The following is a 26,908-nucleotide window of genomic DNA, read 5'->3' on the forward strand; positions in this document are numbered from 1 at the left end:
GCTGCACCGTGCGCGTTGGTCCCCGTTGCGCGCCAAGCGTTGCTACGGTCGCGCAGCACGCGCCACGCCGTCCGTCGAGGGGAAGTCGACAGTGCCTGCAGAGACACGCTGGGGCGCTGTCCTCGTGGCTGTTGCCGTGCTTGCGGTGACCCTGAACGTCGTGGCAGGACAGGCGTTTCCGGCGAAGTGGGGTGGCCCAAACTTTCTGGCCGGGCTGATCCAGCTGGTCGCCTACCTCGTTGCCCTGACCGGTGTCGTGCTGGTGCTCGTGGGGATCCGGCGGCGATAGGCAGCACTGAGCGCCGCTGGTTCGAACGAGGGTGGACTCATTCGCCCTGGCCACCTCGCTCGCCCACGCTTCGCTGGGCACGGAGGGTAGTGGTGTCGCTAGCGTCAGACCCATGGAATCGGATATCACCCTGCACGTCGACGGGCACGAGCGCACGCTCACCGTCGACAACCGGACCACGGTCCTCGACGCCCTCCGTGACCACCTGGGTGTCACCTCCCCCAAGAAGGGCTGCGACCACGGCCAGTGCGGCTCCTGCACCGTGCTGCTCGACGGCCGCCGGGCCACCACCTGCCTCACCTTCGCCGTCGCCAACGACGGCGCGGAGATCACCACCGCCGAGGGCCTGGCCGCCGACGGCGAGCTGCACACCATGCAGCAGGCCTTCCAGGACCAGGACGGCTTTCAGTGTGGCTACTGCACTCCCGGTCAGATCTGCTCCGCGGTGGGGATGCTGGACGAGGCCAAGGCCGGCCACCCCTCGCACGTCACCGAGGACGACGGGCCCGTCGAGCTGACCGACGCGGAGATTCGGGAGCGCATGAGCGGGAACCTCTGTCGCTGCGGCGCCTACGTCAACATCGTCGCCGCCATCCGGCAGGCCGCCTCGTGATCCCCTTCGACTACCAGCGCGCCGACGACGCCGCCAGCGCGGTGGCCACCGTCGCAGCCCGTGCGGACGCCGCCTTCCTCGGTGGCGGCACCAACCTCGTCGACCGGATGAAGCTCGGCGTGGACAACCCGACGCTGCTCGTCGACATCAGCCGCCTGCCGCTGAACGCCGTGGACGTGCAGCCCGACGGCAGCGTCCACGTCGGCACCAACGTCCGCAACAGCGACCTGGCCGCCCACCCGGTGATCCGCGCGCACTACCCGGCGCTGTCCCAGGCCCTGCTCGCCGGCGCCTCCGGGCAGCTGCGCAACCTGGCCACCACCGGCGGCAACCTGCTGCAGCGCACCCGGTGCGTGTACTTCCAGGACGTCACCACCCCGTGCAACAAGCGCGAGCCCGGCTCCGGCTGCTCGGCCATCGGTGGCTACACCCGCTACCACGCCATCCTCGGCTCCTCGCCGGAGTGCATCGCCGTGCACCCCTCGGACATGGCGGTGGCGCTGGCGGCCCTGGATGCCACGGTCGTGGTGGTCGGGCCCGACGGAGAGCGCCACGTCCCGGTGACCGAGCTGCACCGCCTGCCCGGTGCGCACCCCGAGCGCGACACCGTGCTCGCCCACGGCGAGCTGATCACCGCGGTGCACCTCTCCCCCACCGGCGCCTCACGGTCGGCCTACCGCAAGGTCCGTGACCGCGCCTCGTTCGCGTTCGCGCTGGTCTCTGTCGCGGCCACCCTGGAGGTCACCGACGGCACCGTCACCCGCGCACGCATCGCGCTGGGCGGAGTGGCCCACAAGCCGTGGCGGGCCAGCCGCGCCGAGGAGCTCCTGCGGGGCGCACCGGCCACCGAGGACAGCTACCGGCGTGCCGCGGAGGCCGAGCTGGCCGACGCGGTGCCGCAGGGCGAGAACGCCTTCAAGATCCCCATGGTCCGCAACACCCTCGTGTCCGTGCTGCGCGAGCTCACCCCCACCGAGGAGCAGCGATGACCGCGCCCGTGCAGCCCCACGCCATCGGCACCGACCAGCCGCGGGTGGACGGCGTCGCCAAGGTCACCGGCAGCGCCACCTACGCCTACGAGCACCCCGTCGAGCACCCCGTGCACCTGCACCCGCTGCACTCCACCATCGCCCGCGGCCGCATCACCGCCGTGGACACCTCGCAGGCCGAGGCGCTGCCGGGCGTGCTCACCGTGCTCACCCACCTCAACGCCCCCCGGCTGGCCGACACCAGCGACGCCGAGCTGGCGGTGCTGCAGACCGCCGACATCGCCTACCGGGGGCAGCTGGTGGGTGCGGTGATCGCCGAGACCCCCGAGGTCGCCCGGCACGCGGCGAGCCTGGTGCACCTGACGTACCACCAGCAGCCGCACGACACCGTGCTGCACGCCGACCGCGACGACTTCTACACCCCGGAGTCGGTCAACGGCGGCTTCGAGACCGACACCGACAGCGGAGACGTGGAGTCTGCGCTGCGCGAGGCCGCGGTCACCGTGGACGCCACCTACTCCACCCCCACCGAGCACAACAACCCGATGGAGCCGCACACCACGGTGGCACTCTGGAACGGGCAGGTGCTCACCCTGTTCGACTCCACCCAGGGCGTGCACACCGTCCGCACCACGCTCGCCCCGATCCTGGGCCTCGACCCGGAGCAGCTGCGGGTGGTCGCACTCAACGTGGGCGGAGGCTTCGGCTCCAAGGGCATGCCGCACCCGCACAACGTGCTGGCGGCCATGGGTGCCCAGGTCACGCCCGGGCGGGCCGTGAAGATGGCGCTGACCCGCCAGGAGATGTTCACCGTGGTCGGCTACCGCACCCCCACCATCCAGCGGGTGCGCTACGGCGCCGACGCCGACGGACACCTCACCGCCATCGTGCACGAGGTCCTCGAGCAGTCCTCCACGGTCAAGGAGTTCGCCGAGCAGACCGCGGTGCCGGCCCGGATGATGTACGCCTGCGCCAACCGACGCACCAGCCACCGGGTGGCGGCGCTGGACGTGGCGGTGCCGTCCTGGATGCGTGCTCCCGGCGAGTGCCCGGGCATGTACGCCACCGAGGCCGCGATGGACGAGCTGGCGGCAGCGTGCGGGCTGGACCCCATCGAGCTGCGGGTGCGCAACGAGCCCGAGGTCGATCCGGAGACCGGAAAGCCGTGGTCGCAGCGACGCCTGCTCGAGTGCCTCTACGAGGGCGCCCGGCGCATCGGCTGGTCCGACCGCGCCCCGCAGCCCCGGGCGCGGCTGGAGGACGGCTGGTGGGTGGGGCTGGGCGTCTCGGCGTCGACGTACCCGCACAACGTGATGCCCGGCTCCCACGCCAAGATCTCCTACGCCGCCGGCCGCTACTCGGTGCAGATCGGCGCCGTGGACATCGGCACCGGCGCGTGGACGGCGCTCGCCCAGATCGCCGCTGACGCGCTGCGCTGCCCGCTGGACGCGGTGGACCTGCAGATCGGGGACAGCGCGCTGCCGATGGCCACCGTCGCGGGTGGCTCCTCCGGCACCACCTCCTGGGGCACCGCCATCACCGCCGCGGCTGAGCTGTTCCGCCACGACCACGGCGAGCACCCGGAGGACGGGGTGCACAGCGAGGCCGTGATGCCCGAGCTGCCCGGGCCGCTGGAGACGGCGATCCACAGCTTCGGCGCCCAGCTGGTGGAGGTGCGCGTGCACGCCGACACCGGCGAGGTGCGGGTGCCGCGGATGGTGGGGGTGTTCTCCGTGGGCCGGGTGGTCAACCCCCGCACCGTGCGGTCCCAGCTGATCGGCGGCATGACCATGGGCCTGTCGATGGCCCTGCACGAGCAGAGCATCACCGACCCGCGGTTCGGCCACGTGGTCAACCACGACTTCGCCGAGTACCACATCGCCGCCCACGGCGACGTCGCGGACATCGACGTGAGCTGGTTGGACGAGCACGACCCGCACGCCAACCCGATGGGCACCCGTGGGGTGGGCGAGATCGGCATCGTGGGCACCGCGTCGGCCATCGTCAGCGCGGTCCACCACGCCACCGGCACCCGGGTGCGCGACCTGCCCGTCACCGCGGACAAGCTGCTGGAGTAGCGCACGCCCAGGCGGGCCCGCCCAGGTGGGCCCACTCAGGTCGGCGCGGTCTCCTCGCCGGAGGCGTCCGCGGGTGGTTCCACCGGAGCCACCCCGGGCGCCCCGGTGACGGTGGCCACGTACTGCAGCGCCAGCACGTAGCCGGTGATGCCGAGGCCCACGATGCTGCCGGTGGCCACCGCGCTCAGGTAGGAGTGGTGGCGGAAGTCCTCGCGGGTGTGCACGTTGCTGATGTGCACCTCCACCAGCGGACCACGGAGCTCGGCGCAGGCGTCGCGCAGCGCCACCGAGGTGTGCGTCCATGCCCCTGCGTTGAGCACCACGGCGTCACCGGCGTCGGCGGCGGCGTGCACCCAGCCGAGCATCTCGCCCTCGTGGTCGGTCTGGCGCACCTGCACCTGCAGCCCCAGCGAGTCGCCGGTGCGCACGCACAGCGCGGCCAGCTCGTCGTGCGTGGTGGCGCCGTACACCTCGGGCTGGCGCTTGCCCAGTCGTCCGAGGTTGGGCCCGTTGAGCACCTGCACCTTCACAGCAGCACACCTCCGCTCTTGGGGCGCTCCTCGCGCGCCACCACGGAGTATGCCGCCGCCAGCAGCGCGGGGTCGGGACCCTCGAGCCGGCCGGGTCGGGCGAGCCCGTCGAGCACCACGAAGCGCAGCAGCCCGGAACGGTTCTTCTTGTCGGTGCGCATGCCCTCCATCAGCTGGCCCAGCGCGTCCGGGTCGTAGGTGGTGGGCAGCCCCACCGAGGCGAGCACCGAGGCGTGCCGGTCGGCGGTGGCGTCGTCCAGGCGTCCGGCCAGGCGGGCCAGCTCGGCGGCGAAGACCAGGCCCACCGCCACCGCGGCACCGTGGCGCCAGCGGTAGCGCTCGCGCCGCTCGATGGCGTGCCCCAGGGTGTGGCCGTAGTTGAGCACCTCCCGCAGGTCGGACTCGCGCAGGTCGGCGGAGACGATGTCGGCCTTCACCTGGATCTTGCGACGCACCAGCTCGCCCAGCACGTCCTGGGCGGGGTCCAGCGCGGCCTCGGGGTCGGCCTCGATGAGGTCCAGGATGGTCGGGTCGGCGATGAAGCCGCCCTTGATGATCTCAGCCATGCCGGAGATGATCTCGTTGCGCGGCAACGTCTCCAGGGTGGTCAGGTCCACCAGCACGGCAGCCGGCTCGTGGAAGGCCCCCACCAGGTTCTTGCCGGCCTCGGTGTTGATCCCGGTCTTGCCGCCCACCGCGGCGTCCACCATGGCCAGCAGCGTGGTGGGCACGTGGAACACCCGCACCCCGCGCATCCAGGTGGCGGCGACGAAGCCGGCCAGGTCGGTGGCCGCGCCCCCGCCCAGGGAGATCACCGCGTCCCGGCGGGTCAGCCCGATGCGGCCGAGCACGTCCCAGCAGAAGCCGGCCACGGCCAGGTCCTTGCCGTCCTCGGCGTCGGGGATCTCCACCCGGTGGGCGTCCACCCCCACCTCGGCGAGGGCCTCGCGGATCGCCTCGGCGGTGGCGATCAGCGACGGCTGGTGGATGATCGCCGCGGTGGTGGTCCCGCGCAGCTCCTGGGTCAGCTCCCCGAGCAGGCCGCGGCCCACGATCACGTCGTAGGGGTTCTCGGCGTTGACCCGGATGCGGGTGGGTTCGCTCATGCCTGCTGGTCTCCCGTGTCGGTGGTGCTGGGGCTCGGGCCGGGCGGCGCGCCCACGGTGTCGAGCACCTCGGCCACGACGTCGGCGACGTCGCGGCTGTCGGTGGACACCTCCACGGTGGCCACCTCCCGGTACAGCGGCAGCCGAGCGTCGAGCAGGGCCTTGAAGGTGGCGCGCGGGTTGATGCCGGCCAGCAGCGGCCGGTTGCTGGCCAGGCCGGCGCGGCGCACACCCTCGGCCAGGCCGACGTTGAGGAACACCACGGGGTGCCCGGCGAGCCGGGCGCGGGTGGCCGCGGACAGCACCGCTCCCCCGCCGAGGGCCACCACCCCGGTCTGCTCCTGCAGCGCCGCAGCGACGGCCGCCTCCTCCAGCGCGCGGAAGGCCTCCTCGCCGCTGTCGGTGAAGATGTCGGAGATCGACCGCCCGGCGGCGGCCTCGACCGCGTGGTCGGTGTCGTGCACCGGCACCGCCAGCGCCTGCGCCACCCGGCGGGCGACGGTGGTCTTGCCGGCTCCTGGCGGGCCGACCAGGACGACGACCGGACTCACCTGGCGATGTCCTGCAGGTAGCTGGTGACGTTGCGGGTGGTCTCACGCACGGTGTCGCCACCGAACTTCTCCAGGGTGGCCTGGGCCAGCACCAGCGCCACCATGGCCTCGGCCACCACGCCGGCGGCGGGCACCGCGCAGACGTCGGAGCGCTGGTTGATGGCGACGGCCTCCTCGCCGGTGGACATGTCCACCGTGGCCAGCGCGCGGGGAACGGTGGAGATGGGCTTCATGGCGGCCTTGACCCGCAGCGGCTCACCGTTGGTCATGCCGCCCTCGATGCCGCCGGCGCGGTTGGTGGAGCGCAGCACGCCGTCGGGGCCGGGCCGCATCTCGTCGTGGGCCAGGCTGCCGCGGCGGCGGGCGGTGGCGAAGCCGTCGCCGACCTCCACCCCCTTGATGGCCTGGATGCCCATCAGCGCCTCGGCGAGCCGGGCGTCCAGGCGACGGTCGCCGGCCACGTAGGAGCCGAGGCCGATGGGCAGGCCGTGCACGACCACCTCGACGATGCCCCCGAGGGTGTCGCCCTCCTTCTTGGCCAGGTCGACCTCGGCCACCATGGCCTCGGAGGCGGCGGGGTCGAACACCCGCACCGGGCTGGCGTCGATGGCGGCGAGGTCGTCCGGACCCGGAACCAGCCCCTCGGGGGCGTCCACCGAGCCCAGGGCGGTGACGTGGGAGAGCACGTGCACGCCGAGCACCTGCTGCAGCAGCGCCTTGGCCACGGTGCCCAGCGCCACCCGCGCCGCGGTCTCCCGGGCGCTGGCGCGCTCCAGGACCGGACGGGCGTCGTCGAAGCCGTACTTGAGCATGCCGGCGTAGTCGGCGTGGCCGGGCCGCGGACGGGTGAGCGGGGCGTTGCGGGCCTGGCTGGCCAGCACGTCGGGGTCCACCGGGTCCGCCGACATGACGGTCTCCCACTTGGGCCACTCGGTGTTGTTCACCCGGATGGCGATGGGCCCGCCCATGCTGACGCCGTGACGCACCCCGCCGAGGATGTCCACGGCGTCGGCCTCGAACTTCATCCGGGCGCCCCGCCCGTGGCCGAGGCGGCGACGAGCCAGCTCCCCGGCGATGTCGTTGGTGGTGACCTCGACCCCGGCGACCATCCCCTCGAGGACGGCGACCAGGGCAGGTCCGTGGGACTCTCCGGCAGTGATCCAGCGCAGCACGGCAGCCATCTTCCCATGCGGCTACCGGCGCCCGCGCACCGCGCTCAGTCCAGGGCGGCGGCCATGGCCGTGCGCGGGGCCGCGCGGCCGGTGAACAGCTGCACCTGCCCGAAGGCCTGGTGCAGCAACATGTCCAGCCCGCTGGCCAGCTGGCCGTCAGCGCGCTGCACGGCCTCGGCCAGCGGGGTGGGCCACGGGTCGTAGATGACGTCGAGCACGCTGGGCACCGTGGCCAGCGCCTCGGCCAACCCGGCGGCAGCGGCGGCGGGCACCGTGCTCACCGCCACGGCGGCCTGGGCGCAGGCGGCGGCGACCGCAGCCGGGTCGAACGGGACGATCGCGGTGTGCAGGCCGGCGGCCTCCGCGCACTCCACGGTGCCCACGGCCCGGGACGGCTCCCGCACCACCAGGTCGAGCTCGCGCACCCCGGCGGCGGCGAGGGCCACCACCACGGCGCGGGCGGTGCCCCCGGCGCCCACCACCACCGCGCGGGTGCCGGCCAGCTGCTCGTCGCCCGGGGTCACCCCCAACGCACCGAGCACGCCGTCCACGTCGGTGCAGTCGGCCAGCCAGCCGTCCCCGGTGCGCACCAGGGTGTTGGCCGCGCCCACCGCCTCGGCGCGCGCGGTGCGCACGTCCGCCACCGCCAGCGCGGCGAGCTTGGCCGGCATGGTCACCGACAGCCCCACCCACTCGGGGCCGAGCGAGGCCACCAGCGGCGCCACGCCGTCCGCGTCGCACTCGATGCGCTCGTAGGTCCACTCCGGCAGCCCGAGCGCCGCGTAGGCGGCCAGGTGCAGCTGCGGGGAGCGCGAGTGCGCGATCGGCGTGCCGATCACCGCGGCCCGGCGAGCGGTCACGGCGGCCCGCCCCCGCCGGCGATGATCGCCAGGTGCTGGTCGTAGGTGTCGGAGAAGCAGGTGGCGCCCTGGGTGCCACAGGTGACGAAGTAGTGCCAGGTGCCCTCCGCCGGGTTCATCGCCCCGGTGATGGCCTCCTCGCCCGGGGAGGCGATGGGGGTCAGCGGCAGGCCCGGGCTGGCGTAGGTGTTCCACGGCGTGACCGTGGCCCGGTCCTTGGGCGTGGTGGCGATGTACTGCAGGTCCAGGGGGTAGTTCACGGTGGAGTCGAACTCGAGCTTCTGGCTGATCTTGAGCCGGTTCAGGATCACTCGGGTGACCTTGTCGTACTCCCCGGGCTTGACCTCGCGCTCGTTGAGCGAGGCGACCACGAGCACCTGGTAGGGCGTCAGGCCGTCCACGTTCGCCTCCGGCAGGCCCGCCAGCTGCAGCGCCGTGGCCGAGCTGCTGATCATCCGCTGCAGCAGCGTGGTGGCCGGTGCCCCCGGCTCCACGTCGTAGCTGCCGGGCCGGATGAGGCCCTCGATGCGCTTCTCCTTCTCCGAGCTGGCGGCCTGCACCTCGGTCTTGGCCCAGTCGGGCACGCCGAGGTCGTCCAGGTCGGCGGTGGCCGCGGCCGTGCGCAGGTCGGCCTCGCTGGTGCAGCGCCGCTCCCCGTCGAGCTCCACGCAGGAGGCCTTGGCCAGGGTGGACAGGATGCCGGGAGTGACCGAGCCGTCCTTGCCGCGGACGTCGTCGAGCTGGCGGCCCTCGGGGATGACGAGGCCGCCGACGCGGGACTTGGGGTCGACCAGGCGGGACACGGCCGTGGCGGCGGGAATCTTGGTGCGCAGCTTGTAGAAGCCCGGCTGCACCGACGCCATCCGGGTGTCGTTGGCAGCCGCCTTGGTGAACAGCGACGCGCTGCTGACCACGTCGTCCCTGACCAGCGCGGCACCGATGGCGCCGGCGGTGTCGCCCTCCATCACGCGGAACACCACGTCGGACTCGCCCCCACCGGCGTAGTCCTCGGTCTCGGAGCTGGAGAACTGCCCGAAGAGCGCCTTGCCGCCGAGGTACACCACGCCGCCGAGCACCAGCAGCACCACGAGTGCCACGGCGACACCCACCCGGCGTCGGGTGGCGTGCACCCGCGACGGGCCGGTGCGCCGCGAGCGCGCCGGGCCGGCGTCGTAGTCGTGCTCGTCGGCCCAGTCGGGCTCGCCCGCGTGGTCGGAGTCGTAGTAGCCGTCGGGGTCGAGCAGCGGGTCGTCCAGCAGGGAGTCCGGCTCCAGCACGGAGTCGCCGGTGGCGGCACCCGGTGGTGGGGCCACGAACCGCGGCCCGACCGAGCGGCGACCCCACTCCTCGCCACCATCGTCGTGGCCAGGCGTGCGGGGTGCTCCTGGCCTGGTGCGGCCACCGTCGAAGCTGTCACTCACCGGTTTTCCTCCGTGGTCGCGTTGTCTCCCCTGGTCCTGCTGGCCCGTTCATCGAGCCAGCCCTGCAAGATCGCCACGGCCGCAAGCTGGTCCACCAGCGAGCGCTGGCGCTTGCCTCTCACCCCCTGCTCGGCCAGCACCCGGCTGGCCGTCACCGTGGTCAACCGCTCGTCGCTGAGCCGCACCGGAACCGGGGCGAGCACCTGACGCAGTCGATCAGCGTACTCAGTGGCCAGTGCGGCGGCCTTGCCGTGCTCGCCGCGCATGGTCTGCGGCAGCCCCACCACGACCTCGACCGCTTCGTACTCCGCCACGATCTCACGAATGCGGCGCACGTCGGGGCTGTCGAGACCGGCGCGTCCCCCGGCCCTGGCCACCGTCTCCACCGGAGTGGCCATGATCCCGTCCGGATCGCAGGAGGCCACTCCGATGCGGACGCTGCCCACGTCGATGCCGATCCGCCGCCCCCGGCCGGGGTCGGTGTCGTCCGGCCGGTCGGGCCGGGCGCGCTCGGTCACGGCGCGAGCGCCCCGCGCAGGGCCGCGATGGCGGCCGGGATCCCGGCCGGGTCGGTGCCCCCGCCCTGCGCCATGTCCGGCTTGCCGCCGCCACGGCCGCCGATGGCGGCAGCGAAGCTGGGCACCAGGGCACCGGCCGACAGACCGGCGTCGCGGGCCGCCGCGGTGGTCGCCACCAGGAAGCTGACCTTGTCACCGTTGGTGCTGAACAGCGCCACCACGCCGGGCTGCTGGCCGAGCTTGCCGCGCACGTCGCCGGCCAGTGCCCGCAGGTCGTTGCCGCTGGTGCCCGCCGGAGCCTGGGTGGCGACGAGCAGGGTGTCGCCGACCCGCTCGGCGGACTCCGCCAGGGTGCCGGCCGAGGACAGCACGGCCGCCGCGCGGGTCTGCTCCAGCTCCTTCTCCGCCACCCGCAGGCGCTCGACCAGGTCCGCCACCCGGGCGGGCACGTCGGCGTCGGGCGTCTTCAGCGTGGCGGCCAGGCCCTGCACCAGCGCGCGCTCCTTGGCCAGGTAGCGGTAGGCGTCCATGCCGACGTAGGCCTCGATGCGGCGCACGCCCGAGCCCACCGAGGACTCCCCGAGCAGGGTGACCGGACCGACCTGCGAGGAGTGCAGCACGTGCGTGCCGCCGCAGAGCTCGCGCGACCAGGGGCCGCCGATTTCCACCACGCGGACCTCCTCGTCGTAGGTCTCGCCGAACAGCGCGAGCGCCCCCATCTCACGGGCGCCCGCCATGCTGGTGTGCAGCACGCGCACCGGCAGGTCCTCGAGCACCGCGCGGTTGGTGACCTCCTCCACCTCGCTGCGCGTGGCGGCGGACAGCCCGCCCTGCCAGGCGAAGTCCAGGCGCAGGTAGCCGGGCTTGTTGTAGGAGCCGCTCTGCAGCGCCGTCGGGCCGAGCACCTCGCGCAGCGCAGCGTGCACCAGGTGCGTGCCGGAGTGGCCCTGCCGGGCACCGGCTCGCCACACCGGGTCGACCTGGGCGAGCACCTGGGCACCCTCGGTGACCTCGCCACCGCGCACCCGCACCCGGTGCACCCACAGCCGCTTGGCCACCTTCTGGACGTCGAGGACCTCCAGGTCGAGGTCAGTGCCGGTGATGACGCCGGCGTCGCTCTCCTGGCCGCCGGACTCCGCGTAGAGCGGGCTGCGGTCCAGCACCACCTCCACCACCTCGCCCTCGCCGGCGGAGCGGACCCTGCCGTGGTCGGCGACGATGCCGATGACCCGAGCCTCGGTGGCGAGCTCGTCGTAGCCGGTGAACTGGGTGGGGCCGGCGTCGAGCAGCTCGCGGTACACCGAGAGGTCTCCGTGGGCGTGCTTGCGGCTGGCGGCGTCGGACTTGGCGCGCTGGCGCTGCTCGGTCATCAGCGCGCGGAAGCCCGGCTCGTCCACGGTGAGCCCAGCCTCGGAGGCCATCTCCAGGGTGAGGTCGATGGGGAAGCCGTAGGTGTCGTGCAGGGCGAAGGCCTTGTCACCGCCGATCACCGAGCCACCCCCGGCGCGGATCTCCGCCACGGCGTTGTCGAACAGCTTGGAGCCCGAGCTCAGCGTCTGCAGGAAGGTGGTCTCCTCCCCCACCGCGATGCGCTCGATGCGTGCGCCCTCGGTGACCAGCTCGGGGTAGCTCTGCCCCATGGTGTCCAGCACCACGGCCACCAGCTCGGCCATGCTGGGCTTGTCCACGCCCAGCAGCCGGGCGGAGCGCACGATGCGGCGCAGCAGGCGGCGCAGCACGTAGCCGCGGCCGTCGTTGCCCGGGGTGACGCCGTCGGCGATGAGCATCACCGCGGTGCGGGCGTGGTCGGCGATCACCCGGAAGCGCACGTCGTCGGCCTCGTTGCCCACCGCGTAGCGACGCCCGGAGAGCTCCTCGGCCTTGGTGATCACCGGGCGCACCAGGTCGGTCTCGTAGACGTTGTCCACGCCCTGCAGCAGGAAGGCGACCCGCTCCACGCCGAGACCGGTGTCGATGTTGCGCCGCGGCAGCGGGCCGAGGATCTCGAAGTCGTCCTTGGACGTGCCCGCGCCCCGCTCGTTCTGCATGAACACGAGGTTCCAGATCTCGATGTAGCGGTCCTCGTCGGCGATGGGGCCGCCCTCGACGCCGTACTCCGGGCCGCGGTCGTAGTAGATCTCCGAGCAGGGCCCGCACGGGCCGGGGATGCCCATGGACCAGTAGTTGTCGGCCATCCCGCGGCGCTGGATGCGCTCGGCCGGCAGACCCGCGATCTCCTGCCACAGCCCGAACGCCTCGTCGTCGTCGAGGTACACCGTCACCCACACCCGCTCGGGGTCCAGGCCGTAGCCGCCGTCAGCCACCGGCGCGGTGATCAGGGTCCAGGCGAAGGTGATCGCCTCGCGCTTGAAGTAGTCGCCGAAGGAGAAGTTCCCGGCCATCTGGAAGAAGGTGTTGTGCCGGGTGGTGATGCCCACGTTCTCGATGTCACCGGTGCGCACGCACTTCTGCACGCTCACCGCCCGCGGCCACGGCGCGGGGGCCTGACCCAGGAAGTACGGCACGAACTGCACCATGCCGGCGTTGATGAACAACAGGTTCGGGTCGTCCAGGATCAGCGACGCGCTGGGGACCAGGGTGTGGCCGTTGCGCACGAAGTGGTCGATGAATCGCTGGCGGATCTCGTGGGTCTGCACGGGGGGGTGTCCTCAATACGCGGGGAAGCGGCCTGTCGGCCCGGGTCTGTGGGAGGTGCCGGTCTCAGCCGGTGGCGGCGGGCTCGTCGTCAGGCAGCAGCTCGGCCGGCACCCGGGGCGGGCTGGTGGCCGAGGGCGAGGTGGGCCGCCGCAGCCACCGGGCGAGCAGCACCCCGACGGCAACGCCGGTCCCGGCCGTCAGCAGCAGCCGGGGCGCCGTCACGCGCCCTGGTCGCGCTGCCCGGTCTCGCCGCACGTCCATCCTCGTTCCTCCCAGGCTCTGCTGGCACGGCGGTCAGGTTACCGGGCCGCCCACAAGCTCCGGGACCCGCCGATCAGGGCCTGCCGGTCGGGGCGTGTCGATCAGCCTCGCCCGCGCACGATGGAGCGCAGCTTGGCCAGCCGCTCGCGCAGCGTGCGCTCCACCCCGTGGTTGGTGGGCCGGTAGTACTCCCGGCCCACCAGCTCCTCGGGCGGGTACTGCTGGGTGAGCACGCCGTCGGGGTGGTCGTGCGGGTAGCGGTAGCCCTGGGCGTTGCCCAGCTTGGCCGCCCCCGCGTAGTGCCCGTCGCGCAGGTGCGGCGGCACGGACCCGGCCTTGCCCGCGGACACGTCGGCCAGCGCGGCGGAGAGCCCGGCGAGCACCGCGTTGGACTTGGGCGCGGTGGCCAGGTGGATGGTGGCCTGGGCCAGCGCCAGGCGGGCCTCGGGCATCCCGATCAGCTGCACCGCCTGCGCGGCGGCGGTCGCGGTGAGCAGCGCCGTCGGGTCGGCCATGCCGACGTCCTCGCTGGCGTGCACCACCAGCCGGCGAGCGATGAAGCGCGGGTCCTCCCCGGCGGCGATCATCCTGGCCAGGTAGTGCAGGGCGGCGTCCACGTCGGAGCCGCGGATGGACTTGATGAACGCGCTGGTGACGTCGTAGTGCTGATCACCGCTGCGGTCGTAGCGCACCGCCGCCTCGTCCACCGTCGCCTCCACGGCCGGCAGGTCGATCTCGCCGCGGCCCTCGCTGGACACCGCGTCGGCGGCGGCCTCCAGGGCGGTGAGCGCGCGGCGGGCGTCGCCGGAGGCCAGCCGCACCAGGTGGTCCTCGGCGTCGGCGCTGAGGGTCACCACGCCGGCGAGCCCGCGCGGGTCGCTGACGGCCCGGCGCAGCAGGGAGCGGACGTCCTCGGCGCCCAGCGGCCGCAGCTGCAGCACCAGCGAGCGCGACAGCAGCGGTGCGACCACGGAGAACGACGGGTTCTCGGTGGTGGCGCCCACCAGCAGCACGATGCGGTCCTCCACCGCCCCGAGCAGCGCGTCCTGCTGGGTCTTGGAGAAGCGGTGCACCTCGTCGATGAACAGCACCGTCTGCTCACCGTGCGCCAGCCGGCGGCGGGCCACGTCGATGACCGCGCGCACCTCCTTCACCCCGGCGGACAGCGCCGACAGCGCCTCGAAGCGGCGACCGGTGGCCTGCGACACCAGGGTGGCCAGGGTGGTCTTGCCGGTGCCGGGCGGGCCGTAGAGCAGCAGCGACGCGGGTGCGGCGCCCTCGATCAGGCGGCGCAGCGGGGCGCCCGGGCCCAGCAGGTGCTCCTGGCCGAGCACCTCCTCCAGCGAGCTGGGCCGCATCCGCACGGGCAGCGGGGCGTGCGGACGGGACGCGACGGGGCGAGCAGGGCCGGACGCCGCGGACGGCTGCTCGGCCTCGTCGCCGAACAGCCCCGGTTCTGGGTGGGACACTTCAGCCGGTGACCTGCAGCGCTGCGGCGACGGCCAGGGCGTGCTCAGCCACGTCGGCGTCCCCGCCCCGCTCGGCGGCGCGCGCCAGCTGCTGCCAGCGCACCCGCAGGGCGCCCTGGCGGGTGTAGGTCAGCGGGTGGTGCCCGCCCGGGTTGGCCCGGTGCGGGCTGGCCGGCAGGAACCAGTAGGTGCTCAGCCACACCCAGAGCAGCTGCGCGTCCAGCATCCGCGGCCAGAGCACGGCGTCGTCGGCCAGCTCGGGCCACACGCCGACCACCTCCGAGCGCCACGCCTGCACCAGCTTCTCGGCCTGGGACTCCCCCACCTCGTGGATGCACCAGCAGGACGGGAACGGCACCAGCGCGTACGCCGCGTCCAGGGTGACGTCGCGGAAGCCGCCCCACTCGAAGTCCAGGAACCGGACCCCGCCGTCGGTGATCATGGCGTTGTCCGGGCACAGGTCCGACGGGCTGAACGCGCGCAGCGCGTCCTGGCCCAGCAGTCGCTGCGCCCCGGTCGCGCGGGCGGCGACGGTGGGCGGGGTGCTGACGCCCAGCTGCGCGGCGAGCAGGTCGGGCAGGGTGTTCAGCGCCGTGGTGGCCACCTTGGCCATCGGGTCGGGCCAGGCCTGGCGGTTCGCCCGGCGCAGCAGGGTGCGGAAGTCGTCCTCGCCATTGGCCGTGGCGGCGTGCATCCGGCCCAGCGCCTGCGCCCAGGCCATCAGCCCGTGCTGCACGCCGGAGCCGTCCCCGCGCAGCAGCACGTCGGCCAGGGTGGGCCCGTTGCCCAGGTCGGAGAGCACCAGCAGGCCGTCGTCCACGTCGTGGGCGAACATCTCCGCGCCGGGGCGGTGCTCCGGGCGCAGGGAGTTGCCGAACTGGTAGGACACGGCCTCGCGCAGGAAGGCGCCGCGGGCGTCGGCGCTCTGCGCCGAGTCACCGAGCGGACCCTCGAGCATCCGCTTCACGACCATGGTCTTGGGGAGGGAGAACGGGTTCTCCTCCGCGCGGACACGGAGCACCAGGGTCCGGTCGCTACCTCCCAGGTCGACCGGATCCACCAACGTCACGGGAGCGCCGGTACGCCGAGTGAGCAGACGTTGCGCCGCCTGCACCACCTCGGTCACCGGGTCCGTCGCCACAGCTCGCATTGTTCCAAAGGGTACCTGGGTCAGCGGTCCAGCACCGCGCCGAGCCGCTGACCCGCACCGATGCCTCGTGTCGGCCCCCGCACCGGGGTCCGGGAGCCGACACGAGTGTCGGTTAGGACGCCTCCGGCTTGCGCTCCGGCTTGGCGTCGATGCCGGACTCCTTGCGCTGCTGGGGCGTGATGGGCGCCGGCGCGTCGGTGAGCGGGTCGATGCCGCCCCCGGACTTGGGGAAGGCGATGACCTCGCGGATGGAGTCGGAGTGGCTCAGCAGCGCCACGATGCGGTCCCAGCCGAAGGCGATGCCACCGTGCGGGGGCGCGCCGAAGGCGAACGCGTCGAGCAGGAAGCCGAACTTCTCCTGCGCCTCCTCCTGGCTGATCCCCATCACCGCGAAGACCCGCTCCTGCACGTCGCGGCGGTGGATGCGGATGCTGCCGCCGCCGATCTCGTTGCCGTTGCAGACGATGTCGTAGGCGTAGGCCAGCGCGGAGCCGGGGTCGGTGTCGAAGGTGTCCAGGTGCTCGGGCTTGGGCGAGGTGAACGCGTGGTGCACCGCCGTCCAGGCACCCGAGCCCACGGCCACGTCGCCGCTGGCCACGGCCTCCGACGCGGGCTCGAACATCGGAGCGTCCACCACCCAGGTGAACGCCCACTCGTCGGGGTCGATCAGCCCACCGCGGTTGGCGATCTCCACCCGGGCGGCACCCAGCAGGGCGCGGGTGGACTTGACCGCACCGGCGCCGAAGAAGATGCAGTCACCCGGCTGCGCACCCACGTGCGCCGCGAGGCCCTGCCGCTCGGCGTCGGTGAGGTTCTTGGCCACCGGACCGCCCAGGGTGCCGTCCGCGCCCACCAGCACGTAGGCCAGGCCCTTCGCGCCGCGCTGCTTGGCCCACTCCTGCCAGGCGTCCAGCTGCTTGCGCGGCTGGCTCGCCCCACCGGGCATCACCACCGCGCCCACGTAGGGCGCCTGGAAGACCCGGAAGGTGGTGTCGGCGAAGTACTCGGTGCACTCCACCAGCTCCAGGCCGAAGCGCAGGTCCGGCTTGTCGGTGCCGAAGCGGCGCATGGCGTCGGCGTAGGTCATCCGCGGCAGGGGCAGGCTGAGGTCCACGCCGATGAGCGACCACAGCGCGCGCAGCACCTGCTCGGCCACGGCGATCACGTCGTCCTGCTCGACGAAGGCCATCTCCACGTCCAGCTGGGTGAACTCGGGCTGGCGGTCGGCGCGGAAGTCCTCGTCGCGGTAGCAGCGGGCGATCTGGTAGTACTTCTCCACCCCGGCGACCATGAGCAGCTGCTTGAACAGCTGCGGGCTCTGCGGCAGGGCGTAGAAGCTGCCCGGCTGCAGGCGGGCCGGCACCAGGAAGTCGCGGGCGCCCTCCGGCGTGGAGCGGGTGAGCGTGGGGGTCTCCACCTCCACGAAGCCCTGCTCGTCCAGCACCCCGCGCGCGGCCCGGCTGACCCGGCTGCGCAGCCGCAGCGCGGCGGCCGGGGCCTCGCGCCGCAGGTCCAGGTAGCGGTAGCGCAGCCGCGCCTCCTCGCCCGGGGTGGAGTCGAGCTGGAACGGCAGCGGGGCGCTCTCGTTGAGCACGGTCAGCTCGGTGACCGTCACCTCGATGTCGCCGGAGGCGATCTCCGGGTTGGCGTTGCCCTCCGGGCGGCGCTCCACCGTGCCGGTGACCTGCACGACGAACTCCGCGCGCAGCCGGTGGGCGCGCTCGGCCATCTCGCCCTCGCGGAACACCACCTGGGCGACCCCGCTGTCGTCGCGCAGGTCGATGAAGATCACTCCGCCGTGGTCGCGCCGGCGGGCCACCCAGCCGGAGAGCGTGACGGTCTGTCCGGCGTGCTCGGCACGAAGCGAGCCGGCGGAGTGGGTGCGCAGCACGATGGTCCTCTCGTAGTGATCTTGGGATTCGCTGCTGATCCTACGGAGCGGCCCGGCGGCGCCCGAGCCGCGTCGCGCCCCGGTGCCGCGTCGTGACAGTCATCTCAGCTCGAGCGTGCGGGAACACTGGGCGCCGGTCGGTAGTTTGTACGACTGGCGGTGCTCGATCCATGCCCCGGGCCCCAAAAATAGTCGCTACGAGCGACCCCGTGCCGAGAGGCGCACTGGCGGGCACCGCCCCGTTGGCCGTCCGGCTGTGATCCAGCCGGACGGCCAACACTCATCTCGGGAGGAGCTGGGCTCAGCCCGCGCTGATCTCCCGCTTGAGGATCTTGCCGGTGGCTCCCTTGGGCAGCTCGTCCACGATGAGCACCTTGCGCGGGTACTTGTAGGCCGCCACCAGGGGCTTGACGTGGGCGATGAGCTCCTCGGGCGTGGCCTCGGCCCCTGCCTTGAGCGCCACCACCGCGCAGATCTCCTCGCCCAGGTCGTCGTGCGGCATGCCGATGACCGCAGCCTCGGCCACCGCCGGGTGCTCGTAGAGCACCTCCTCGACCTCGCGGGGGTAGACGTTGAACCCGCCCCGGATGATGAGGTCCTTCTTGCGGTCGACGATGTAGTAGTAGCCCTCGTCGTCCACGCGGGCGAGGTCGCCGCTGTGGAACCAGCCGTCGACGATCGCGGCGGCGGTCGCCTCGGGGTTGTTCCAGTAGCCCTTCATGATGTTCTCGCCGCGGATGCAGATCTCGCCGACCTCGTCCTTGCCGACCTCGTTGCCGTCCTCGTCGAGCAGCGTGACCTCGACACCCTTGACGGCCACGCCGATGGAGCCGGCCTTGCGCTCCCGGTCGGGCAGGTTGAACGTGGCCACCGGGCTGGTCTCGGACAGGCCGTAGCCCTCCAGCACCGTGCAGCCGAACTTCTCCTCGAACCCGCGCATGACCTCCACCGGCATGGCCGACCCGCCGGAGACGCACACCCGCAGGTTCGACAGGTCGTAGGAGTCGCCCTCGGGGTGGTGCAGCATCGCCGCGTACATCGTGGGCACGCCGGCGAAGGCGGTCACCTTGTCGCGCTGCAGCACCTCCAGCGCCTTGGTGGCGTCGAAGCGCGGGATGAGGGTGAGGGTGGCGCCGGCCCGGATGACGGTGTTCAGCGCACAGGTCTGGCCGAACGCGTGGAACAGCGGCAGGGCGCCGAGCATCACGTCGTCGGGACCGAGGTTGAGCAGCGTGGACGCGCTCAGCTCGCTGTTGCTGTTCAGGTTGTGGTGGGTCAGCTCGGCGCCCTTGGGCTTTCCGGTGGTGCCGGAGGTGTAGAGGATGACGGCGGTGTCCTCGTCGGCCCGCTCCACCACCTCGGGGGCCGGCTCGGCCGCCCCGACCAGGGCGGTGAAGCCCTCCACGGTGACCACGATGCACTCGGCGTTCGCGTCCGCCGCACCCTTCTCGCCGGCCTCGGCGAAGTCCTGCCAGGCGAACAGCCACTTGGCCCCGGAGTCGGCCAGGTGGTAGGCGACCTCGCGCTGCTTGAGCAGCGGGTTGAGCGGGACGACGACACCGCCGGCGCGCAGCACGCCGTAGTAGACGATCGGGAAGTGCGGCACGTTGGGCAGCGAGACACCCACGGCGTCACCGGGCTTGAGTCCCTTGGCCTTGAGCAACCCGGCCAGGTGGGCGGTCGCACCGTCGAGCGCGGCGTAGTCGAGCACCAGGTCGTCCAGCTTCACGGCCGGGTGCGACGGGTCGCGCTGCACGCTCCTGGCCAGGTTCTCCGCGATGTTCGTCAAGGCTTCTCCTCGCGTCTGCCTCGGGCGCGATCGCCGCAGACGGGCGATCCGCGCACACCTGCCCCGCTGGCACGTGTTTCCGCGCACGGTAGCAACGCGAGGTCAGGGCCAGTCCGGCGACGCCGAGGCCGGGTATGTCATCCTGCGGAGACATCACGCGTTGACTTCTGCTGAGGAGCGCCATGTCTGCCCGCCCCACCGCCGCCGCTCCGCAGGCGACCGAGGCCGCGCGACACCCCGGTCTCGTTCCCGCCCTTGTCTTTCTGGGGGCGCTGGTGGCGGTGGTCAGCAGCCTGGGCGCTCCCCTGGTACCGACTGTGGCGGTGGACTACGCGGTGTCACTGCCCAGTGCCCAGTGGTCGCTCACCATCACCCTGCTGGCCGGCGCGGTGTCCACCCCCGTCCTGGGCCGGCTCGGTGACGGCCCGCACCGCCGCGGCGTGATCATCGGTGCGCTCGCGCTGATCGTGCTCGGCTGCGTGCTGGCCGCCGTCCCCGGCAGCTACCCCCTGCTGCTGGTGGGGCGGGCACTGCAGGGCGTGGGCCTGGGCCTCACCCCGCTGGCCATGGCGGTGGCCCGCGACCACCTCACCGGGGCGCGGGCCCGGTCGGCGGTGGCGACGCTGTCGGTGACCACCGCGGCCGGCGTGGGACTGGGGTACCCCCTCACCGCGCTCGCCGCGCAGCACCTGGGCTTCCACGCCGCCTTCTGGTGCGCCGCCGCCGCCACCTCGCTGGTGCTCGTCGCCGTGATCGCCGTGGTGCCGCCCAGCACCACCCGCACCCGCCACCGCCTGGACGTCCTCGGCGCCACGCTGATGAGCCTGAGCCTGGCCGCGGTGCTGGTCGCCGTGAGCACCGGCGGGCAGTGGGGCTGGTTCTCCGGCCGCGTGCTCGGCCTGCTCGTGGTGGCGGTGGTCCTCGGCGCAGCGTGGGCGTGGTGGGAGCTGCGGGTGGCCCACCCGTTGGTCGACCTGCGCCTGCTGCGCAACCGCGCGGTGCTCACGGCCGACGTCAGCGCGGTCATCTCGGGGGTCGGCATGTACTTCCTGATGGCCACGATCATCCTGTTCGTGCAGTCCCCCACCTCCACCGGCTACGGGCTGGGCCAGTCGGTGGTGGTGGGTGCGCTGGTGCTGGTGCCGTTCTCGCTGTGCAGCGTGGCGGCGAGCCGGCTGGCCGTGCTGATCGGCCGCCGCGTCGGCGAGCGCCTGGTCATCCCCGTCGGGGCGGGGTTCTTCCTGCTGGCCATGCTGATGTTCCTGTTCCTGCGGCACAGCGTGTGGCAGGTGTGCGTGGTGATGGGACTGGCCGGCCTGGGCGTCGGCTGCACCTTCGCGGCCATGCCCGCGCTCATCGTGCGCTCGGTGCCGGTGCACGAGACCGGCAGCGCGCTCGGCGTCAACCAGGTGCTCAAGACGGTGGGTGGCTCGATGGGCAGCGCGCTGGCCTCGGGCGTGCTGGCCTCGCACACCCTGGCCGGCGCCCAGTACCCAGAGAACAGCGGCTACTCGGTGGGCGCGGTGCTGTGCATCGGCGTCTGGGTGCTGGTCGGGGTGCTCGGCTACGTCCTGCTCGGGCGGTCGCTGCGCACGCCGGCACCCACCGACGCCCAAGCCCCCACCGACGCGGAGGCACCCTCGGCGAGGCTGGGGACACGATGAGCGAGGCACGCAAGCGCGACTCCGCCCGGAGCAGGCAGGAGCTGCTGCGGGCGGCGGCCGAGCTGTTCAGCGAGCGCGGCTACGACCGGACGACGCTGCGCGAGGTCGGCGAGCGCGCCGGGGTGGACCCGGCGCTGGTGGCGCGCTACTTCGGCGGGAAGGTGGCGCTGTACGTGGCCACCCTGAAGGCCTCGGCCCGGGACGGGGTGCCCGACCTGCTGCAGCCGGGGCGGGTGGCGGAGGTGCTGCGCGGCATCCGCCGGTCCGGCTCGGCGCCGTTGCTGCAGGCGGCGCTGCGCCCGCACGACGACCCGGACGTGCAGGAGGCGGCGCGGGAGACGCTGGCGCTGCGCCTGACCACCCCGCTGACCGAGCGCCTGGCCGAGGCCGGCCACACCGACGCCGCCCTGCGCGCCGAGGTGGCCATCGCGGCGCTCGCGGGCATCGGGCTGGGCCTGGGCTCCGGCGCCTTCCCAGCGCTCAGCGCCGCCTCGGACGACGAGCTGGCCGCCGTGACCACGGCCGTGCTCGCCGCCCTGCGCGACGGGTGAGCAGCCCGGCCACGCCCTCGGCCGCGAACTGCTTGGCCGGGTCCATCACCTCCGACGCCAGCCGCGGGGCTGGCTAGGCGGTGGCTCCGCCGTCGACCACGAAGTCGGCGCCAGTGCAGTAGCTGCTGGCGTCGCTGGCCAGGAACGCCACCATCGCGGCGACCTCCCCGGTAGTGCCCGCCCGCGGTATCGGCAGGTGCGAGAGGTTCAGCACGCTCAGGTCCACCATCGGGGTGTCCACCGAGCCGGGGCACACGCAGTTCACCCGGACGTGCCGCGGTGCCAGCTCCTGTGCGGCCGAGCGACTGGCTCCGCGCAACCCCCACTTGGACGAGGCGTAGGCCAGCGCTCCGCCGTGCCCGCGCATCCCCGAGATGGAGGCGACGTTGACGATGGCGCCACCGCTGTCGGGCATGGCGTCCACCACCTCGCGCATGCCCAGCACGGGACCGAGCAGGTTCACCTCCAGCAGCCTCCGCAGATCGGCGTCAGACCAGCTGGCCAGCGGCTGCTTTCGGTAGATCCCCGCGTTGTTCACCAGCACGTCCACCCGCCCGTGCTGCTGCACCGTCTCCCGCACCACCCGCTGCCAGGCGGCGCTGTCGGTCACGTCGTGGGTGAGGAAGGTGGCCGACGGTCCGAGGCGCTGCGCCACCTCGCGGCCGGCGGACTCGTTGACGTCGGTGAGCACCACGGTGGCCCCGAGCTCGACGAACAGCTCGGCCTCCGCCGCTCCCTGCCCCTGGGCCGCGCCGGTGATGACGGCGACCTTGTGCTCGAGTCGGACCAGTGGCGCTGCCGCGGTCACTGGGCGCGAGCGGCCGGGCCGGGCTGGGCCCCACGGATCAGCCGGCCGGGCAGCGGCCCCACCGCCTCGCCGTCGCGGTAGGTCTCCTGACCGCTGACCACGGTGTGCCGGTAGCCGTCCACGCGCTGCACCATCCGGCGCCCGCCCGCAGGCAGGTCGTGGCGGATCTCCGGCTTGTGCAGCCGGAGGCCGGCCATGTCGATGACGTTGACGTCGGCCTTGTAGCCGGGCTTGAGCAGGCCGCGGTCGAGCAGCCCCACCAGCTCGGCGGTGGCGCGGGACTGCCGAGCGACGATGTAGGGCAGCTCGAAGGTGCCGTGGTCGCGGTCGCGCACCCAGTGCTGCAGCAGCGTGGTGGGGAAGCTGCCGTCGCAGATGGTGCCCACGTGGGCGCCGCCGTCGGAGAGCCCGGGCACGGTGTAGGGGTGCGCCATCATCTCCTGGACGGCGTCCAGCGAGCCTGCGTTGTAGTTGGCGAACGGGCTGTAGAGCAGCCCGCGGCCGTGGTCGGCCACCAGGAGGTCGTAGGCCAGCTCCTCCGGCGTGCAGCCGATGCGGGCGGCCCGGCGGGCGACGGTGTCCTCCGGGTCGGGCTCGTAGCTCGGCGGGTCGGCCAGCTCGAACATCAGGTCGAACTTGCCGATGATGCGACCGCCGATGCGGGTGAGGTTCTCCTCGCCGGACTGCGCGGCGAGCACCCGGGCCCGGAAGTCCGAGCTCGCCATCTGGGCCGCCTGCTCCGCCAGCGGCAGGTGGGACACGCTCTGCCACACCGGGTTGTACATGAAGGGGTTGAGGGTGCAGTCCAGGCCGAGGATGATCCCGATGCCGCGGGCAGCGACCTGCGCGCGCAACCGGTATCCGTCGTCGTTGACCTGCTCGATCAGCCGGAGGATCTCCCGGAACTTCTGCGGGTTGGTGGTGCTCTGCGCCAGGGACAGCGACATGGGGCGTCCGGAGGCCTCCATCATGGCGCGCACCAGGCGCGCGTCCGGGCCCAGGTCGTCGTCCCAGTCGGTGACCAGCTGCAGCACGCCCTTGCCGGTGCGCCCGATGGCGGCGGCGATCGCGGTGAGCTCCTCCATGCCTGCGTCGTAGGTGGGGGTCAGCTCGCCGGAGATGCTCTTGTGGTTGAGCGTGCGCGAGGTGCTGAAGCCCAGGGCGCCGGCCTCGATGCCCTCCGCGGCCAGCTTGGCCATCAGGGCGATCTCCTCGCCGGTGGCCATCTCGTGCGCAGCGGCACGGGCACCCATGGCCCGCACCCGCACTGCGGCGTGCGGAACCTGCGCGGCGAGGTCGATGTCGTGCGGGCGGCGCTCCACCGCGTCGAGGTACTCCGGGAACGACTGCCAGTCCCAGGCCAGACCCTCGGCCAGCGCGACACCAGGGATGTCCTCCACGCCCTCCATCAGCTCGATCAGCCGGTCGTGGTCGGCGGGCACCACGGGGGCGAAGCCGACACCGCAGTTGCCCATCACGGCGGTGGTGACGCCGTGCCAGGAGGAGGGCTGCATCCGGTCGTCCCAGGTGGACTGGCCGTCGTAGTGGGTGTGCACGTCCACGAAGCCGGGCGCCACCACGGCGCCGTCGGCGTCGATCTCCTGCCGGCCGGTCCCCGAGACCGCGCCGACCTCCACCACGATGCCGTCGCGCACCGCAACGTCGGCGGTGAAGGCAGGCGCCCCGGTGCCGTCGACGACGCTGCCACCTCGGATGACGAGATCGTGCTCGGACACTGGCCTGCTCCTCTGATCAACTAGCTCGACTATGCCGGTTAGACATAGGCAGCAGTGGAACAGACCGCCTGGTGCGCGTCAAGGGTGCCGGACGGCGGCGCGGCAGTGCTTGACCACTGGTGGAACTGGTGCAACTATGCCGAAATTGCATAGTTCGCCCCGTACCTGTGACCGGCTCGTGGCGACGGGACCCCACCCGAGAGGACCCACCCATGGCGCTGGACGCCGCGACCACCGACTTCATCGGCCTGATGGCCCAGGCCGGCGGCCCCCCGCTGCACGAGCTCTCCCCCGCCGAGGCCCGCACCAAGCTGGCCGGCCTCGTCCCGATGTTCGGCACCGGCCCGGACGTCGCCGAGGCTCGCACCGAGCAGGTGCCCGGCCCCGGCGGCGACCTCGCGGTCCGGGTGCTGGTCCCGCACGGACGCCCACGCGGCGTCCTCGTCTACTTCCACGGCGGTGGCTGGGTGCTGGGCAGCCTGCCCGAGTACGAGGTTCTCGGGCGTCAGCTCGCCGCCCGCACCGGGTGCACCGTGGCGGTGGTGGACTACCGCCTGGCCCCCGAGCACCCCTACCCGGCCGCGGTCGGTGACGCCTGGGCTGCGCTGCAGTGGGCTTCCGCCACGCTGGCCAGCGCGGGGTCGGGCCCGGCCGGCCTGCCGCTGGTGGTGGCCGGCGACAGCGCCGGGGGCAACCTCGCCGCCATCGTCAGCCGGCACGCCCGCGACGCCGGCGGACCGGACGTGGCGCTGCAGGTGCTGGTGTACCCGGTGACCGACTGCGACCTGGAGAGCGAGTCCTACGTGGACCCGGCCAACCAGGGGATGCTCAACCGCCACACCATGGCCTGGTTCTGGAACCACTACGTCACCGACGAGCAGCGCACCCACCCCGACGTCTCCCCGCTGCGCGCCGCCGACCTCGCCGGGCTCGCGCCGGCGGTGGTGGTCACCGCCGAGCACGACGTGCTGCGCACCGAGGGCGAGGCCTACGCGTCCGCGCTGGCCGAGGCCGGCGTGGACGTGACCCACCGCCGCTTCGACGGCCAGATGCACGGCTTCTTCACCATGGTGAACCTGCTGCCCGGCAGCGCCACGGCCATCGACTTCGTGGCCGAGCAGGTCGGCGCGCACCTGGACCAGGCCGGCACCGCCCCCACCCCCGAGAGCACAGGAGCGCAGCACTGATGGCACCAGCAGAGGTCGACGCCGTGGTGGTGGGAGCGGGGTTCTCCGGGCTCTACATGGTGCACAAGCTGCGCGGGCTCGGGCTGTCGGTGCGTGGCTTCGAGGCCGGGGCCGACGTGGGCGGCACCTGGTACTGGAACCGCTACCCGGGCGCTCGCTGCGACGTGGAGAGCATGTACTACGCGTACTCCTTCGACCGCGAGCTGGTGCAGGAGTGGGAGTGGTCGGAGAAGTACTCGGCCCAGCCGGAGATCCTGCGCTACCTGCAGCACGTGGCCGACCGCCACGACCTGCGGCGCGACTTCACCTTCAACACCCAGGTCACCGCCGCCGCCTACGACGAGGCGTCGTCGCGGTGGACGGTGACCACCTCCGACGGCGACCAGGTCAGCGCCCGCTACTGCATCCTCGCGGTGGGCTGCCTGTCCTCGGCCAAGCTGCCGGAGATCCCCGGCCTGGAGCAGTTCCGCGGGCGCACCTTCCACACTGCCCACTGGCCGCACGAGGGGGTGGACTTCACCGGGCAGCGGGTAGGCGTCATCGGCACCGGCTCCTCCGGCATCCAGGTGATCCCGCTGGTGGCCGAGCAGGCTGAGCAGCTCACCGTCTTCCAGCGCACGGCCAACTTCGCCTTCGCGGCCTTCAACGGCCCCGCGGACCAGGACAAGGTCAGCACCATCAAGTCCGACTACCCCAGCGTGGTGGCGAACATCCGCTCCTCCTACGGCGGCATCCCGCCGACCAACCCGCCGACGTCGGCGCTGGAGGTCACCCCCGAGGAGCGGCAGCGTCGCTACGACGAGCGGTGGCGCCTGGGCCTGCTGAGCGGCCCGTTGCAGGCCTTCTACGACATCATGGTGGACCGGGCCGCCAACGAGACCGCGGCGGAGTACGTCCGCGAGCGGATCCGCGAGGCGGTCACCGACCCGGAGGTCGCGGAGGCGCTGTGCCCGCAGGGCTACGCCATCGGCACCAAGCGGCCGTGCCTGGGCACCCGCTACTACGAGACCTACAACCGGGACAACGTCACCCTGGTGAACCTGCGCCAGACACCGCTGGTGGCGATCACCGAGCGCGGCATCGCCACCACCGAAGGCGAGCACGAGCTGGACTCGCTGGTCTTCGCCACCGGCTTCGACGCGATGACCGGCCCGCTGCTGGCCATCGACATCACCGGCCGCGACGGTGCCACGCTGCGGGAGGAGTGGGCGTCGGGCCCGATCACCTACCTGGGCCTGGCCACCGCCGGCTTCCCCAACATGTTCCACCTCACCGGCCCGGGCAGCCCCTCGGTGATCACCAACATGGCGGTCTCCATCGAGCAGCACGTGGAGTGGGTCGCCGACGCGGTGGCCTACCTGCGCGACCACGGCGTGGCGGCCATCGAGGCCGACCCGCAGGCCCAGCAGGAGTGGACCCAGCACGTGCAGGAGGTCGCCTCCTACACGCTGTACCCGGAGACCGACTCCTGGTACACCGGGTCCAACGTGCCGGGCAAGCCGCGGGTCTTCATGCCCTACCTCGGCGGCGTCGGGCTGTACCGGGACAAGTGCCAGCAGGTCGCCGACGACGGCTATCCGGGGTTCGTGCTCACCGCCTGACCGCGCTCGGAGTGGC

23 protein-coding genes are annotated in these 26,908 nt (G+C 72.9%); 8 read left to right on the forward strand and 15 right to left on the reverse strand.

Annotated elements, in window-relative coordinates:
* Nucleotides 1–145: 145 nt before the first annotated feature.
* The 4 genes from ELX43_RS17615 to ELX43_RS09360 all read left to right on the forward strand — a co-directional run bounded on the left by ELX43_RS17615 (nt 146) and on the right by ELX43_RS09360 (nt 3,969).
* Nucleotides 146–289, forward strand: a complete 144-nt coding sequence (locus tag ELX43_RS17615) for a hypothetical protein (protein ID WP_164860625.1) — start codon at nt 146–148, stop codon at nt 287–289.
* A gap of 112 nt (nt 290–401) precedes the next feature.
* A complete protein-coding gene (locus tag ELX43_RS09350) occupies nt 402–902 on the forward strand; it encodes a 2Fe-2S iron-sulfur cluster-binding protein (protein WP_127783148.1) in 501 nt (166 codons plus the stop codon).
* Complete coding sequence (locus ELX43_RS09355) at nt 899–1,891, forward strand: xanthine dehydrogenase family protein subunit M (RefSeq protein ID WP_127783149.1); 993 nt, start codon at nt 899–901, stop codon at nt 1,889–1,891. The genes ELX43_RS09350 and ELX43_RS09355 overlap by 4 nt, the downstream gene beginning before the upstream one ends.
* Entirely contained in the window at nt 1,888–3,969 is a 2,082-nt protein-coding gene (locus ELX43_RS09360; protein ID WP_127783150.1) for a xanthine dehydrogenase family protein molybdopterin-binding subunit, read from the forward strand. The genes ELX43_RS09355 and ELX43_RS09360 overlap by 4 nt, the downstream gene beginning before the upstream one ends.
* A 35-nt stretch (nt 3,970–4,004) precedes the next feature.
* On the opposite strand, the gene aroQ is transcribed toward ELX43_RS09360, so the two are convergent.
* The 13 genes from aroQ to ELX43_RS09425 all read right to left on the reverse strand — a co-directional run bounded on the left by aroQ (nt 4,005) and on the right by ELX43_RS09425 (nt 19,345).
* Nucleotides 4,005–4,499, reverse strand: coding sequence for a type II 3-dehydroquinate dehydratase (gene aroQ / locus ELX43_RS09365; RefSeq protein ID WP_127783151.1), 495 nt, complete (start codon nt 4,497–4,499; stop codon nt 4,005–4,007).
* Entirely contained in the window at nt 4,496–5,605 is a 1,110-nt protein-coding gene (gene aroB, locus ELX43_RS09370; RefSeq protein WP_127783152.1) for a 3-dehydroquinate synthase, read from the reverse strand. Before aroB ends, aroQ begins: the two co-directional genes overlap by 4 nt.
* Nucleotides 5,602–6,156, reverse strand: coding sequence for a shikimate kinase (locus tag ELX43_RS09375; protein WP_127783153.1), 555 nt, complete (start codon nt 6,154–6,156; stop codon nt 5,602–5,604). The genes aroB and ELX43_RS09375 overlap by 4 nt, the downstream gene beginning before the upstream one ends.
* Nucleotides 6,153–7,337: a chorismate synthase gene (gene aroC, locus ELX43_RS09380; protein WP_206517984.1), complete on the reverse strand. Its 1,185-nt coding sequence runs from the start codon at nt 7,335–7,337 to the stop codon at nt 6,153–6,155. Before aroC ends, ELX43_RS09375 begins: the two co-directional genes overlap by 4 nt.
* A 35-nt stretch (nt 7,338–7,372) precedes the next feature.
* Nucleotides 7,373–8,188: a shikimate dehydrogenase gene (locus ELX43_RS09385; RefSeq protein WP_127783154.1), complete on the reverse strand. Its 816-nt coding sequence runs from the start codon at nt 8,186–8,188 to the stop codon at nt 7,373–7,375.
* The gene (locus ELX43_RS09390; protein ID WP_241248876.1) at nt 8,185–9,609 is read right to left on the reverse strand and encodes an endolytic transglycosylase MltG; all 1,425 of its coding nucleotides are present in this window, start codon (nt 9,607–9,609) and stop codon (nt 8,185–8,187) included. Before ELX43_RS09390 ends, ELX43_RS09385 begins: the two co-directional genes overlap by 4 nt.
* On the reverse strand, nt 9,606–10,127 hold the full coding sequence (ruvX, locus tag ELX43_RS09395; RefSeq protein ID WP_127783155.1) for a Holliday junction resolvase RuvX: 522 nt from the start codon (nt 10,125–10,127) through the stop codon (nt 9,606–9,608). The genes ELX43_RS09390 and ruvX overlap by 4 nt, the downstream gene beginning before the upstream one ends.
* The gene (gene alaS, locus ELX43_RS09400; RefSeq protein WP_127783156.1) at nt 10,124–12,784 is read right to left on the reverse strand and encodes an alanine--tRNA ligase; all 2,661 of its coding nucleotides are present in this window, start codon (nt 12,782–12,784) and stop codon (nt 10,124–10,126) included. Before alaS ends, ruvX begins: the two co-directional genes overlap by 4 nt.
* A 64-nt stretch (nt 12,785–12,848) precedes the next feature.
* Nucleotides 12,849–13,007 (reverse strand): hypothetical protein, encoded by a 159-nt coding sequence (locus ELX43_RS09405; protein WP_164860626.1) that lies wholly within the window; start codon nt 13,005–13,007, stop codon nt 12,849–12,851.
* 140 nt (nt 13,008–13,147) lie between these two features.
* On the reverse strand, nt 13,148–14,515 hold the full coding sequence (locus tag ELX43_RS09410) for a replication-associated recombination protein A (RefSeq protein WP_241248877.1): 1,368 nt from the start codon (nt 14,513–14,515) through the stop codon (nt 13,148–13,150).
* A gap of 1 nt (nt 14,516) precedes the next feature.
* Nucleotides 14,517–15,665, reverse strand: a complete 1,149-nt coding sequence (locus tag ELX43_RS09415) for a kinase (protein WP_127783158.1) — start codon at nt 15,663–15,665, stop codon at nt 14,517–14,519.
* 112 nt (nt 15,666–15,777) lie between these two features.
* Nucleotides 15,778–17,556 (reverse strand): aspartate--tRNA ligase, encoded by a 1,779-nt coding sequence (aspS, locus tag ELX43_RS09420; RefSeq protein WP_127783159.1) that lies wholly within the window; start codon nt 17,554–17,556, stop codon nt 15,778–15,780.
* Between the two features lie 301 nt (nt 17,557–17,857).
* Nucleotides 17,858–19,345, reverse strand: a complete 1,488-nt coding sequence (locus tag ELX43_RS09425; RefSeq protein WP_127783160.1) for a long-chain fatty acid--CoA ligase — start codon at nt 19,343–19,345, stop codon at nt 17,858–17,860.
* Between the two features lie 182 nt (nt 19,346–19,527).
* On the opposite strand from ELX43_RS09425, the gene ELX43_RS09430 reads away from it, so the two are divergent.
* Together ELX43_RS09430 and ELX43_RS09435 are read left to right on the forward strand one after the other, a co-directional pair.
* Nucleotides 19,528–21,009, forward strand: coding sequence for an MFS transporter (locus ELX43_RS09430; protein WP_127783161.1), 1,482 nt, complete (start codon nt 19,528–19,530; stop codon nt 21,007–21,009).
* A complete protein-coding gene (locus ELX43_RS09435) occupies nt 21,006–21,560 on the forward strand; it encodes a TetR/AcrR family transcriptional regulator (RefSeq protein WP_127783162.1) in 555 nt (184 codons plus the stop codon). Before ELX43_RS09430 ends, ELX43_RS09435 begins: the two co-directional genes overlap by 4 nt.
* A gap of 73 nt (nt 21,561–21,633) precedes the next feature.
* Here the strand turns inward: ELX43_RS09435 and ELX43_RS09440 are convergent, their stop codons facing one another.
* Nucleotides 21,634–22,368, reverse strand: a complete 735-nt coding sequence (locus ELX43_RS09440) for a glucose 1-dehydrogenase (protein WP_241248878.1) — start codon at nt 22,366–22,368, stop codon at nt 21,634–21,636.
* Complete coding sequence (locus tag ELX43_RS09445) at nt 22,365–24,104, reverse strand: amidohydrolase family protein (RefSeq protein WP_127783163.1); 1,740 nt, start codon at nt 24,102–24,104, stop codon at nt 22,365–22,367. The genes ELX43_RS09440 and ELX43_RS09445 overlap by 4 nt, the downstream gene beginning before the upstream one ends.
* A gap of 212 nt (nt 24,105–24,316) precedes the next feature.
* Between ELX43_RS09445 and ELX43_RS09450 the strand changes: the two genes are divergently transcribed.
* A complete protein-coding gene (locus tag ELX43_RS09450) occupies nt 24,317–25,291 on the forward strand; it encodes an alpha/beta hydrolase (protein ID WP_127783164.1) in 975 nt (324 codons plus the stop codon).
* Nucleotides 25,291–26,892 (forward strand): NAD(P)/FAD-dependent oxidoreductase, encoded by a 1,602-nt coding sequence (locus ELX43_RS09455; RefSeq protein WP_127783165.1) that lies wholly within the window; start codon nt 25,291–25,293, stop codon nt 26,890–26,892. The genes ELX43_RS09450 and ELX43_RS09455 overlap by 1 nt, the downstream gene beginning before the upstream one ends.
* Nucleotides 26,893–26,908 lie beyond the last annotated feature (16 nt).

Origin of the sequence: Rhodococcus sp. X156, from assembly GCF_004006015.1 — a bacterium.
Classification (GTDB): domain Bacteria; phylum Actinomycetota; class Actinomycetes; order Mycobacteriales; family Mycobacteriaceae; genus X156.